Source organism: Corynebacterium sp. HMSC036E10 (assembly GCF_001836265.1).
GTDB classification, from domain to species: domain Bacteria; phylum Actinomycetota; class Actinomycetes; order Mycobacteriales; family Mycobacteriaceae; genus Corynebacterium; species Corynebacterium coyleae.
Map to the genome: position 1 here is coordinate 110,787 of NZ_KV827981.1, position 12,450 is coordinate 123,236.

Genomic DNA, 12,450 nt, shown 5'->3' on the forward strand with positions numbered 1-12,450 from the left:
TCGCAGGCTCGGGCCTAGACAAGATCCAAACTGCGCTCCACCGCGTCTTCCCACGCGGTAACCAGCCGGTCCCGTTCGGGGCCGGCCATTTCGCTTTCCCAGGTGGTGGAGGTGCCGAGGGATAAGGGTTCGTCGATAAGCGAAATACCCATCGCAGCCGCCGACGCCGCCCCCATCACCGTCGTCTCCGTATTCGCGGGCCGCTCCACCGTCACGCCCAGGATGTCGGCCTGCATCTGCATCAACAGGTTGTTCTCCGTCATACCGCCGTCGACCTTTAGCGTCGTCGGGTCGCCGCCCATCGCACACACCACCTCGCGCGCCTGCAGGCACGTCGCCTCCAGCGCAGCCCGAGCAATGTGCCGCTTATCGACGAACCGCGTCAACCCCACAATCACACCCCGCGCATCCGGACGCCACCGCGGCGCGAACAGGCCGGAAAACGCAGGCACAATCACCACTCCTCCACTGTCCTCGACCTGCTCCGCGAGGGTTTCCGATTCAGCGGCGGTGCTCAGGATGCCGAGCTGGTCGCGCAGCCACTGAATCAACGACCCGCCCACGGCCACCGAGCCCTCCTGCGCGTACACCGGCGGCTGGCCCTGCACCTGGTAGGCGACGGTGGTCAGCAGGCCACGGTCGCTAAACTTCGGCTCGACACCCGTGTTGAGCAGCATGAACAGGCCGGTGCCGTACGTCATCTTCGCGTCGTTCTCATGCAGGCCGCCTTGGCCGAACAGTGCGGCCTGCTGGTCGCCGAGCACGCCCGTGATCGGCACGCCCGCCAGCGGACCCCGCGGACGGATCTTGCCAAAGTTGCCCACAGACGGCCGGATCTCGGGAAGGATTCGGGGAGGGATGCGGAGGTCGTCGCAAAGCTGCTCGTCCCAATCGAGGGTCTCCAAATCCATGAGCAACGTGCGCGACGCATTGGTCACATCCGTCAGATGCAACGCCTTGTCCTTGTCCTTCGCCCCGCCCGTGAGGTTCCAGATCAGCCACGTATCCATCGTGCCCGCCAGGAGTTCGCCCTTTTCGGCGCGCTCGCGAGCGCCTTCGACATTGTCCAGAATCCACGCCCACTTCGGCGCCGCAGGATACGAATTGTGCAAAAGCCCGGTCTTACTCAGGTACTTCGTGGCGTCCCCGTCGTGGTTCGTGCGGGTGTCCTGCCACACGATCGCGTTGTAGATCGGCTTGCCGGTTGCTTTGTCCCAAATCACGGCAGTCTCGCGCTGGTTGGTCAGCCCGAGAGCGTAAATGTCCTGCTCAGCGATGTCCTTGTCAGCAAGTGCTTCGCTGAGCGCCCGGCGTGTGTTACGCCAGATCTCCATCGGGTCGTGCTCCACCCACCCCTTGCGCGGCATGATCTGCTCGTGCTCAAACTGCGCCTGGGTGATGACCTTCCCGTCCGTGCGCGTGATGCACACGCGTGTCGACGTCGTACCCTGGTCAATCGCCGCAATCAAAGCCATGCGCGTGATTCTACGGTGGGCGGTGGTGCCGGTTGGGTTGTTGTGGCGCTTTCTGGCTCGTTTCCGGTGCTTTCCTGGCGCTTTCTGGCTCGTTTCCACTGCTTATCGTCTAGTTTCCGCTGATCGTCTAGCTGCATTTTTGTCGAACCAGACGATCAGCTAATTACTGAAAACCGTGTTCATCATCACCTGGGGAAATACCCGGTCCTCCCCGAGGCCGTCTAGCTGGATTCGAGGCGGAGCTAGACGATGAGCCGAAATAGACGATCAGCGCGCCCCCCAGTTCCCTCAAAATGCACAATATATTGTGCAAAGACCCCCTTTACAGCACGACAGTCGGGTGCAATATTGCCTACATGGGGGATTTACAGAAGAAACGCGAAGCAGAACTCGAACTCATCCAAGACGTCGCAGCAAGGTCCAGATCTGCAGTGATCACAGGTCCAGCCGCGGCCAGGTGGCTAGGACTCTCGACATACAACTGGGTCACCACAGTCGACCTCGCACTACCAGGAGAAACGAGGCCGTGGAAGCGCGGCGATGCCCATCGCATCTACAGAAGTGGAATCCTCACCGACCAGGAGTACCTCGTACACAAGGGGGTTCGCACGGCGACGGCGATCAGGGCGATGTTCGACTCGTTCAGGTACCACGGGCGCACTGAAGCGCTGGTGCAGATCGAGTCGGCGAGGTGGAAGCACCGCCACCTGACCACGGAATACCTACTGGATAAAACGGGAGCGCTGCCGAAAGCACGCGGGATCGCGGGGTTCCGGAAACTCATCGAATACGCGACGGATACGTCAGCGAGTGCGTTGGAGACGATTGTGCGCGACGCAATCCTGCGTGCGATCGCAGACGGAACGCTTACCGGGGTGGTCACGCTCGAGTTCCAGGTTGGCCTGCAGATCCGGGAACGTGACGGCCGCCCGATGATGGCCTGGGCGGACATACTGATCAATGGGTTTCTCGTTGTGGAGGCCGACGGTCTCGAGAAGACGAGCGGGGTAATGGGAGATGCAGCGAGCATGCTTCGCGACGAACGCGAGCGCGAAACCCAGCTTCAAAACCAGGGCGCAGTTGTCAGGCGGGTGAGGTGGGATCGTGCAACGTCCACCGAGTTCATCGCGTCGCTGCAGACTGTGATCGACAGCAGCCCCGGCGTGAGAGAGTTGCCGAATCGGGTGGACGTGAACTATCGCGACTGGTTGGAGGAGTTAGAACAACGCGCGGCATAATCTGCTCGTGCTCAAACCGCGCACGCCACCGCCTATGTATGCTCTACGTCACACTCATAACCTAGGAGGACACTATGTGGTTTGACGGATATCTACGGCAATTCGGAAACCGGCTGGAGGACTTCCTTTCAGTAGCAGTCCCCGAAGCGCTCGCAGAATTGACGCCTTCCCAACGGGAGCAAGTTACCAATGGCGTAGACGAGTTTCCCTTTGAAATCGTGCTCGAAATTCTCAACGCTAAACACAGCCATGAAGACACCGTCTCCCGCATCCTGGCCATAACCGGAACATGGATGAATGCCGCATCAGGGAGCCAGTGGACTGTTGGTCCTCTCAGCAGCACTGCTTACTCTGAGCGAGTAGGTGTAGGTGTTAGGTGGGGCGAGCTCGCATTTTCACCGTTGTTAGGTATCTCGGAGAACTTTGTCGATACATTTCCCACCTGGCCGGGCGTACTCATGGAATTTGCTCGCATGCAAGAGGACGATCGCGACTATTTCCGCCAGAGAATGCAGGAAATCCTCGAAGAGACCTAGTACCAGCGCTCGAGGACGGCGGCGACGCCGTGTTCGTCGTTGGTGGCGGTGACGTGGTCGGCGGCGTCTTTGAGTTCGGGTTTGGCGTTAGCCATGGCCACGCCGGTGCCCGCCCACTGGAGCATCTCCAGGTCGTTGGGCATGTCGCCGAACGCGATTGTCTCGGCGGCGGTAAGCCCGTAGCGGTCGGCGAGGTATTGGGCGCCGGTGGCTTTGTTGGCGCCGGGTCGGGAGATTTCGATGAGGCCTTCGTCCATGGAGTAGGTGACGTGGGCGACGGTGTCGTCGATAAGCGGTGCGATGATGTCGTACATCTCGGCGGAGGTCATGTCGGGGCAGCGGACCAGCAGTTTCGCGGCGGGCACTTCGATGAGCGTTTGCTTATCGACGACACCAAACCGACTATCCCACGCATCCGGGTTGTACTCCGGCGTGATCAGGAAGCATTCGTCCTCCGGGTCGAGGGCTGAGGAGCCGACGCGTTCGACGCCGTAGCCGTGGTAAACGCCAGCAAGTGCGCGTTCGACGTCGTGGAGGATTTCGCCCATGGTGTCGGGGGTGAGTTCGTGGGTGTGGAGGACGCGGTCCTCGGTGGGGTCGTAAACCACGGCACCGTTGGCGCACACGCATACGGGTGCGACCGGGAGCTGCTCGAGCACCGGGATGAGCCAACGGTGGGGACGGCCGGTGGCCAGGCCGAAATGAGCGCCGCTGGAAATCGCACGGGTTACCACGTTGCGCAGGCGCGGGGTGACGCGGCCGGCGGAGGTGATGAAGGTGCCGTCGATGTCAGAGATGATCAGGCGGGGTGCGGTGTCCGGCAGCGAGGTGGTCATGGTTTCCGGCCCTTCTTCGCGGCTTTCTCGGCGCGTTCCTCGGCGTGGATCCGGTCGGCCTCCTCAATAGTGGGTGCGGTGCCGCCGAGGGCGGCGGGCAGCCAGGGCTCACCTGTGCCGGGGCCGGCGAGTGCGGTGTATTCGGTGCGGGATTCGTCGAGAAGCAATTGCATCTGGCGCTTGAGTTCCGCGGTGTCGGCCTCGGCGTCACCGGTGAGTTCGACGGGTGCGCCGTAGCGGACGATGACCGGTACGTTGCGGAAGTGTTTCGGCAGGTCCTTGGTCCAAATGCGTTGCGAGCCCCAGATCACGCACGGGATGAGCGGCACCCCGGCTTGGTGTGCGATGCGTGCGGCGCCGGTCTTGAAACTGGCAAGTTCGAACGAGCGGGAGATGGTCGCTTCCGGGAAGATACCCACCAAGTTGCCGCTGCGAAGTCGCTCCACGGCGGGCGCGATGGCAGTGCTGCCGTGGGCGCGGTTGACCGGCACGTGATGCATCTTGCGCAGCAGACGCCCGAGGACGGGTACGTCGAAGACTTCCTGTTTGGCCATGAAGCGCACGAGGCGCTCGCCGCGCAGGTAGGGGCCGGTGCCCATGAGGATGAAGTCGGCATAACCGGTGTGGTTACCGGCGATAAGCGCGCCGCCCTCGGTGGGGACGTGTTCGGCGCCGATGACGGTGACGTCGATGTTCAACGCCCGCATCACGCGCCGTAGCGTACCCACGAGCCCCTGGTAGAAGCGCTCCACCGCCTCCTCACGGTGGGCTGGGCTTTCAGTAAAGCGTTGCGGGACGTTGAATCCGCGGTAGGCGCGCAGTTTCATTAGGGCGTGAGCACTTCCTTGCCAACCCACGGACGCAGCGCCTCAGGCACGCGCACGGAGCCGTCGGCCTGCTGGTTGTTCTCCAGGATGGCGACGAGCCAGCGGGTGGTGGCCAGGGTGCCGTTGAGGGTTGCGGCGATCTGGGTCTTGCCGTCGGCGTCGCGGTAGCGCGTCTGCAGGCGGCGAGCCTGGAAGGTGGTGCAGTTCGAGGTAGACGTCAGTTCGCGGTAGGTGTTTTGCGACGGCACCCACGCCTCCGTATCAAACTTGCGGGCTGCAGAGGAGCCCAGGTCGCCGGCGGCGACGTCGATGATGCGGTACGGCACCTCAACGGCGGCGAGCATGTCGCGCTCCAGGCCAAGGAGCTTCTGGTGCATCTCCTCTGCGTCTTCCGGCTTGCAGTAGGCAAACATTTCGAGTTTGTCGAACTGGTGGACGCGCAGAATGCCCTTGGTGTCCTTGCCGTAGGAGCCGGCCTCGCGGCGGAAGCAGGAGGACCAGCCGGCGTAGAGCAGCGGGCCGTCGTTGAGGTCGATGATCTCGTCCTGGTGCAGGCCGGCAAGCGCGACCTCGGAGGTGCCGACGAGGTACATATCGTCGCGCTCCAGGTAGTAAATCTCCTCGTCGTGCGCGTCGAGGAAGCCCGTGCCCTGCATGATGTCGGGGCGTACCAGCACCGGCGGAATCATGAGCTTGAAGCCAGCCTCGCGTGCCTTCTGAGCTGCGAGCATGAGCATGCCCAGCTGCATCCAGGCGCCGTCGCCGGTGAGGTAGTAGAAGCGCGCGCCGCCAACCTTGGTGCCGCGCTTCATGTCGATCAGCCCAAGCGGCTCAGCAAGGTCCAGGTGGTCCTTGACCTCAAAGTCGAACTCGGGGACCTCGCCGACGTGCTCGAGCACCACGAAGTCCTCTTCGCCGCCAGCCGGTGCGCCTTCGATGACGTTGGCGATGGAGTACTGCAGCTTCTCCAGCTTCCCCTGCGCCTCAGCCTCCGCAGCCTCGGCTTCCTTCACGCGGGCCTTCAACTCGTTAGAGCCTTCCAGCAGCGCCGGGCGGTCCTCCGGGGCGGCCTGGCCAATCTTTTTACCGAACGCTTTCTGCTCGGCGCGCAGCTCATCCGCTGCTTGGATCGCAGAGCGTCGGGCTTCGTCGGCGGCCAGGAGCTCGTCGACAAGCGCTGGGTCCTCTCCGCGAGCTCGCTGGGACTCACGGACTGCCTCGGGGTTTTCGCGCACACGCTTCAGATCAATCACAGTTGCATACCTTACCTTGTCCGCCGACGCGCGTACGCCGATCCGCTATCCGGTCATAACCAGTGCGCTATGGTGGCCTTATGCCCACCCGCATCACTGACGGCCCCGTGCCCAAGCATGAGCAGCTGCGCGCGATTATCGACGAGCTGATCTCCACCGAGCTCTCCCCCGGCGACCCCCTGCCTGGCGAGCGGGCATTGGAAGAGGCCTACGGCGTATCCCGCATCACGGTGCGCCGCGCGATCGGGGATCTTGTGTCCTCTGGACGTTTGCGCAGGGTGCGGGGCAAAGGCACGTTTGTGGCGCCTGCCCCGCTGGTGAGCCGCCTGCACCTGGCGAGTTTTTCGGACGAGATGCGGGCGCAGCGGGTGGAGGCGTCGTCGAGAATCTTGCTCTCTGAGCGCACCACCCCGCCGGACGCGGTAGCGACGTTCTTCGGCACCCCGCCCACGACTGAGCACATCCGCCTGCGGCGCTTAAGGCTTGGCGACGGCGAACCGTACGCCGTCGACGACGCCTGGTACAACTCCATCCTTGTGCCTGACCTGCTGGAAAACGATGTCTACCACTCCGTGTACACCCTGCTGGAGAACGAATACGGGCTGGGCATCACGGAAGCGGAGCAGACCGTCACCGCAGTCACGGCCGGCCCCGACAACGCACCGCTTCTCGACGTCACCCCGGACACCGCCCTGCTCCACATCCTGCGCTACGCCCGCAGTGGCGGCAGCAACGTGGAGTATTGCTCCTCGGTGTACCGCACGGACCGCTACCGGCTGACTACACGGGTCGCCCGCGAAGTGGAATAATGGTGCGCCATGGCTTCGAAACAGACCGCGCTGCGCGCCTTTCTCATCGCCACTCTGGCGGGCACGGTGGGCGCTGGCACCTACGGACTGACCGCCGATAGTTCCGGCTCCGCAGACCAGGCGGGCGGCTCGTCTACCTCGAGTTCTGTTGCGGAGGCGGCGTCGTTCACCACCGCCGACGCCGGCTCGTGTTTGACGTGGCAGGTTGCCGAAGATGGCACCCATACCAACTTTGAGCAGGCGGATTGCGCCGGCGAGCACCGCTTCGAGGTTGCCGCGCGCGAGGACCTGGCCACCTACCCCACCTCCGAGTTCGGGCCCGAGGCGCCGCTGCCAAACCAGACCCGCCAGGCCCAACTGCGCGAGGAGCTCTGCGGCGCGGCGACCCTGCGCTACCTGGACGGTAAATACGACCCGAACGGGCGTTACTCCATCGCTCCGATCCTGCCGCCGGCCGACGCGTGGCAAAACGGGGACCGCACCATGCTGTGTGGCCTGCAGGAAACCGACAGCAACGGCGAGCCGGTGCTGACCTCCGGCCGAGTTGCGGATGCGGACCAGGCCCGCGTGTTCGAGGCCGGCGAGTGCGTGGCCATCGACGCCGCCAACTCCCTGTCGGTGGTGCCATGCGACAAGCCGCACCAGTTGGAGATCACCAGCCGCGTCAACCTGGCCAAGCACTTCGCGGATCACACCCCGTCGGTCGAGGAGCAGGACAAGTACCTCGGCGACGTGTGCACTCAGGCCGCGCAGGATTACCTGGGCAGCGAGGAGGCGCTGTACCAGATCGCGCTGCGCCCCTTCTGGACCTCGCAGACCCCGGCCGCCTGGGAGGGCGGTTCCCGCAGCGCCAATTGTGCGTTGATGTTCTCGCGCCCGGAGGGCCAGTTTGCCAACCTCACCGGTTCCGCGACGCAGGGCCGCGAGCATTTGCTTATCGACGACGCCCCGCCACCCGCACGCCCCGAACGCCGCCCGTTGCGCTCTGAGCAGCAGGCAAACCAGTCGCAGGCCCCGGCACCTGAGGCACCAGCGCCGGCCCCTGCGCCCGAGGCCCCTGCGCCCGAGGCCCCCGCCCCGGCTCCTGCGGCTCCGGTGCAGTTCTGATGATGGCCCCGGTCAGCGACGAGCTGTTCGAGGAGATGATCAACGACGCGTTGGACACCATCCCCGACAACTTCGCCGAACACATGCAGAACATGGTGATTTTGGCGCGCGACTTCAACCCCGACGACCCCACATTGCTTGGCCTGTTCGAGGGCGTGCCGCTGACCGAGCAGCACTCCAACCATTCCGGGTTCCTTCCCGATGCGGTGTTTATTTACAAAAACGCGCTCGAGGCCATCTGCGCCGACGAGGAGCAGTTGCGCCACGAGGTGAAGGTGACTGTCCTGCACGAGGTCGGCCACTACTTCGGGCTAGAGGAACACGAGCTGCACGCCCTCGGCTGGGGCTAGGCCTTCGGCCAGCTACCGAGCATGCGTATCTGCGTCGCCTGCTCCCCCACGGCGGCAATCGCCTGGGCGATGGGGTCGTCGTCAATGTGGCCCACCAGATCGACGAAGAAGTTGTACGTGTTGGGCTCTTTGCGGGTCGGGCGTGACTCGATGCGCGACATGTCCACCCCGCGCACCGCGAACTCTTGTAGCGCGCCGACCAGGGTGCCTGGTTTGTTGGGGGTGCGAAAGACGATGGCGGTGCGGTCGTTGCCTGTTGCGGCAGGTACCTTGCCTTGCTTACCGACGAGCACAAACCGAGTCCGCGCCGTCTCCATATCCGCCACCCCACGAGCGTGGACGTCCAGGCCCAACAGGTCCGCAGCGCGCTCGGGCGCGGCCGCCACGTCCGCCTCGCCGTCCGCGACCATCTTCGCCGCGGCCGCGTTCGAGGACGCCGGGACGAACTCCACGCCCGGCGCGTGCTCACCAACCCAGCGTTTGACCTGGCTGTACGCCACCGGATGGGTGGCCAAGCGGCGGGCGCTGCCCAGTGTTTCGCCCGCGCGTGTCATGATGGCGAACGCGATGGACAGTTCCGTCTCGGCGTAGATCTGCACGCCGGGGGTGTCGACGAGCGCGTCGGCGGTGGTGGTCACCGTACCGTCGACGGAGTTCTCAATCGCGCACACCGCCCAATCGGTCTTGCCTTCCGCGACCGCTTTGAGCGCCGCCGCAGGCGAGTCAACCGGGACGAAATCGGCTTGGCCTGTGGAGTCGAAGCGGCGCGCCGCCTCCTCGGTGAAGGTGCCCTCGGGTCCGAGATACGCAATTCGTGTCATTTCTTCTCCTGTGCTGTTTCTTCAGCGAGTAGCGCGTAGGTGATCAGCCAGTGTGTGGCCATGAAGTTGGTGCCGGTGAGGTGGGGCACGGTGGTGTCGATAAGCATCTGCGTGCCCTCTGGCTTACCGATGGCCCGCAGCAACCACGCCCGCGTCAGCATTAGCCCGAGCAGATGGGCCTGCTGGCCGTCCTCGGGGTCGTTGACCTGGAGCGGGGTGGCGTAGAACTCCAGCGCACCCGGAGTGAAGAAGCAGTCTAGCCAGGCGGGGAAATCCTCGCCGAGTACGCGCTGCATCAGGGCTGCCTGCGCCAGCCCGTTGGGGACGAAGTCGTGGCCGGACAGTTCCCAGGTGTGTGGGTAGGCGTGGTCGTTGTGGAACCAGGCGCGGGCGGTGTCGTCGCAAAGCAAGCGGAGCTTGTGGAGGCCGAGTGCGTCGGCGGCGTCGATGATCAGCAGCAAAGCGAGCGCCGAGTTGCTATGCACGCCGTGGCGCACCGGCAACTGCTGAGTGCCAAGCCAGGCGGTGATGTTCTCCTCCAGTTGGCGGGCCAGCGGCGCCATCGCGGCCTCCCACGGGGTGCCACGCGTGACCTTGCACAACTGCAGCGCCCACGCCCAGCCATACGGCCGCTCGTACAGCGGGTGCTCGCGCAGGTAGGCGGCCTCGGCGGCGATGTTGTCGGCGGTCAGGCGCTGGTTGAGCAGGTCGGTGAGCGAGGGGTCGTCGACTAGCTTGTGCAACTTCACCCCGCTGGCCAGCATGTGCACGCACGAATGCCAGTCGAAAGACCCCCAAAACGCCGGGTGCAGGCGGCGCGGGGTGACATCCGTGTCGGCCGGCCCGAGGCTCGCGTGGTGCATCGCCGCCGGATACTCCCGGCCGACGACCTCGACGACAGTGCGCGCCCACATTTCGTGCATGGCGCTAAAGTTACCGCATGCAACGGCGCCTGAAGATAGAGATCCTGCTGGTCCTCGCCGTCACATTCGGCACCGCGGGCCTGCGCGCAGCCCTGCGCCTGATCGACTCGCTGCTCAAAGCCCCGCTCAACCAACAAACCACCACGATTTACGACGCCACCTCCACCATCCCGTGGCTCGACCTCGCCCTCCAGGCGTGCTCGGCGCTGACCCTGTTCGCGTGGGGTGGACTCGCATGGTTTCTTCTCGACGACCGAGCGCACCCACCCCGCCTACCCCACCTCCCCGACCTCGCCCGCGGTGTCGGATTCGCCGCCCTGATCGGCCTGCCCGGGCTCGCGTTCTACGTCACCGCCGTGCACCTCGGCCTGTCCAAAGTTGTCGTACCGACCACCGAGGCCGTGCAGATCCCGACCTCCCTGCTGTGGTCGTTGGCCAACGGCTTCGGCGAAGAAATCGTCGTGGTGATGTACCTGGTCACCCGCCTGCGCCAACTCGGGTGGAAGCCCTGGCAGTTCATCGCCGCCTCAGCCGTACTGCGCGGGTCCTACCACCTGTATCAGGGCATCTCGGCGGGCCTGGGCAACATCGTCATGGGCGTGGTGTTCGCCTGGTACTTCCACAAAACGGGGCGCATCTGGCCGCTGATCATCGCCCATTTCCTCATCGACGCCGTGGCGTTTATCGCCTACCCACTCCTCGACCTGTCGTGGCTCGGAATCTAACCACACGCGTCACACTGGTTACACTGTTTTTATGTCAACGACGCCCCACTCCAACGACCCCCGCGACAACGCGGGCGAGTTCGTCCTGGGCAAAGACGGAAAACCCCTCGTCGACCGCTACGGCCGGCCCGTCCGCCGCCGGCCCTCGCAGTCTGCGCGGCCTACTCAGTCTGCACGGCCTTCCGAATCCGAATACCGCGCGGAGCGCCGCGTCGAACCGGGCCACACTGTGTACGAGCCGCGTCCCGCCTACGAGCCACGCCGCGCACCTCAGTACCCGCCGCGCGAAACTTCGAGGCCGGTGCAGTACCGGCCAGCTCAACGGCCCGCACAGCGTCCGGCGCAGCGGCCGGTGCAGCGCCCGGTGCAGCGTCAGGCACCCCGTGATGAACGGCCGATGCCGCTGCAGGTGTCCAAGAGGAGGGAAAGGTCGGCGGGGCGTCGTCGTCAAGCAAAACGCCCTGGATGCGGCAGCATCATCGCCCTCATCATCGTGATCGCGCTCGCGTCCGTCCTCCTTACCGACGCCCGCCTCAACCGCGTCGCCGCACTCCCCGACGAACAAATCGGCAATACAGCCGGCACCAACTGGCTCCTCGTCGGCTCCGACTCACGCACGGGCCTGAGCGAACGCGACGTCGAACGGCTCGGCACCGGAGGCGACATCGGCTCCACACGCACCGACACCATCATGCTGCTCCACCTGCCGCTGCGCGGCAAAGCAACCCTGATGTCTATCCCGCGCGACTCCTACCTGCCAGTACCCGGATACGGCTACGACAAAATCAACGCCGCGTTCGCCCTCGGCGGCCCCGAACTCCTCGTGCAGACCGTCGAGCAAAACACCGGGCTACACATCGACCGCTACGCCGAAATCGGCATGGGCGGCATCGCCGGCGTTGTCGACGCCGTCGGAGGCGTGGAAATCTGCGTTGCCGAACCTATCGACGACCCCCTCGCCAACCTGTTCGTCGAGCCCGGCTGCCAAAAGATGGACGGCCCCACCGCACTCGGCTACGTACGCACCCGCGCTACCGCCCAAGGCGACCTCGACCGCGTCGTCCGCCAACGCGAATTCCTCAGCGCATTGATCTCACGAGTGTTCTCACCTGCGGTGTTCCTCAACCCGTTCCGTGTTGGACGCCTGCTATGGGTCGCGCCAACCCTGCTCACCGTCGGTTCCGGCGACCACGTTTGGAACCTCGCCCGCATCGCCTTCGCTATGCGCGGCGGCCTTGACACCGAGACCGTGCCCATCGGCGGCTTCGACGACACCGAAGTGGGCAACGTGGTGCTCTGGAACGACGAGGCAGCCGAAGCCCTGTTCGCCCGGCTGCGGTAGCGGCTGGTTGGCGGCCGGTTGGCGGGTGGGCCGGCTGCGCCTCCTTTCCCCCGCCCCCGCCCCTCCCACACATGGTGAGAACACAACGGTGAAGACGCGTAAAAACTCGCAAGCTCTCCGTTGCGTTCTCACCATCTGTGATGGTGGGGTCGGTGGGGGCGGCGTCGCAAAGCTAAACGGCGCCTCCTACACGGTGCATTTCGTCGAA

General features: G+C 64.7%; 13 protein-coding genes. 7 read left to right on the forward strand and 6 right to left on the reverse strand.

The features are described from left to right. Nucleotides 1-14 precede the first annotated feature (14 nt). Entirely contained in the window at nt 15-1,475 is a 1,461-nt protein-coding gene (gene glpK, locus HMPREF2736_RS07340) for a glycerol kinase GlpK (protein WP_070829287.1), read from the reverse strand. Between the two features lie 356 nt (nt 1,476-1,831). On the opposite strand from glpK, the gene HMPREF2736_RS07345 reads away from it, so the two are divergent. Then, nucleotides 1,832-2,713, forward strand: a complete 882-nt coding sequence (locus tag HMPREF2736_RS07345) for a hypothetical protein (RefSeq protein ID WP_141761609.1) — start codon at nt 1,832-1,834, stop codon at nt 2,711-2,713. A 74-nt stretch (nt 2,714-2,787) separates the two neighbouring features. Further along, a complete protein-coding gene (locus HMPREF2736_RS07350) occupies nt 2,788-3,249 on the forward strand; it encodes a hypothetical protein (protein ID WP_070829289.1) in 462 nt (153 codons plus the stop codon). Here HMPREF2736_RS07350 and HMPREF2736_RS07355 read toward each other — a convergent pair. From HMPREF2736_RS07355 to serS, 3 genes are read right to left on the reverse strand one after another with little or no spacing between them, the layout of a single operon-like run. Then, complete coding sequence (locus tag HMPREF2736_RS07355) at nt 3,246-4,085, reverse strand: Cof-type HAD-IIB family hydrolase (protein WP_070829290.1); 840 nt, start codon at nt 4,083-4,085, stop codon at nt 3,246-3,248. The genes HMPREF2736_RS07350 and HMPREF2736_RS07355 overlap by 4 nt on opposite strands. Further along, the gene (locus HMPREF2736_RS07360; RefSeq protein WP_070422638.1) at nt 4,082-4,912 is read right to left on the reverse strand and encodes a lysophospholipid acyltransferase family protein; all 831 of its coding nucleotides are present in this window, start codon (nt 4,910-4,912) and stop codon (nt 4,082-4,084) included. Before HMPREF2736_RS07360 ends, HMPREF2736_RS07355 begins: the two co-directional genes overlap by 4 nt. After that, nucleotides 4,912-6,165, reverse strand: coding sequence for a serine--tRNA ligase (gene serS, locus HMPREF2736_RS07365; protein WP_070829291.1), 1,254 nt, complete (start codon nt 6,163-6,165; stop codon nt 4,912-4,914). Before serS ends, HMPREF2736_RS07360 begins: the two co-directional genes overlap by 1 nt. Nucleotides 6,166-6,245: 80 nt before the next feature. On the opposite strand from serS, the gene HMPREF2736_RS07370 reads away from it, so the two are divergent. From HMPREF2736_RS07370 to HMPREF2736_RS07380, 3 genes are read left to right on the forward strand one after another with little or no spacing between them, the layout of a single operon-like run. Further along, on the forward strand, nt 6,246-6,974 hold the full coding sequence (locus HMPREF2736_RS07370; protein WP_070829292.1) for a GntR family transcriptional regulator: 729 nt from the start codon (nt 6,246-6,248) through the stop codon (nt 6,972-6,974). A 9-nt stretch (nt 6,975-6,983) separates the two neighbouring features. Next, on the forward strand, nt 6,984-8,081 hold the full coding sequence (locus HMPREF2736_RS07375; protein WP_070829293.1) for a septum formation family protein: 1,098 nt from the start codon (nt 6,984-6,986) through the stop codon (nt 8,079-8,081). 2 nt (nt 8,082-8,083) lie between these two features. Continuing rightward, entirely contained in the window at nt 8,084-8,431 is a 348-nt protein-coding gene (locus tag HMPREF2736_RS07380; protein WP_070829313.1) for a metallopeptidase family protein, read from the forward strand. Here HMPREF2736_RS07380 and pheA read toward each other — a convergent pair. Then, nucleotides 8,428-9,252, reverse strand: a complete 825-nt coding sequence (gene pheA, locus HMPREF2736_RS07385) for a prephenate dehydratase (RefSeq protein WP_070829294.1) — start codon at nt 9,250-9,252, stop codon at nt 8,428-8,430. The two genes, HMPREF2736_RS07380 and pheA, sit on opposite strands and share 4 nt — an antisense overlap. Further along, on the reverse strand, nt 9,249-10,175 hold the full coding sequence (locus tag HMPREF2736_RS07390) for a DUF2891 family protein (RefSeq protein ID WP_070771309.1): 927 nt from the start codon (nt 10,173-10,175) through the stop codon (nt 9,249-9,251). Before HMPREF2736_RS07390 ends, pheA begins: the two co-directional genes overlap by 4 nt. A gap of 17 nt (nt 10,176-10,192) precedes the next feature. Between HMPREF2736_RS07390 and HMPREF2736_RS07395 the strand changes: the two genes are divergently transcribed. Together HMPREF2736_RS07395 and HMPREF2736_RS07400 are read left to right on the forward strand one after the other, a co-directional pair. Next, entirely contained in the window at nt 10,193-10,900 is a 708-nt protein-coding gene (locus tag HMPREF2736_RS07395) for a CPBP family intramembrane glutamic endopeptidase (RefSeq protein ID WP_070829295.1), read from the forward strand. Between the two features lie 31 nt (nt 10,901-10,931). Further along, on the forward strand, nt 10,932-12,242 hold the full coding sequence (locus HMPREF2736_RS07400) for an LCP family protein (protein ID WP_070829296.1): 1,311 nt from the start codon (nt 10,932-10,934) through the stop codon (nt 12,240-12,242). Nucleotides 12,243-12,450: the final 208 nt, after the last annotated feature.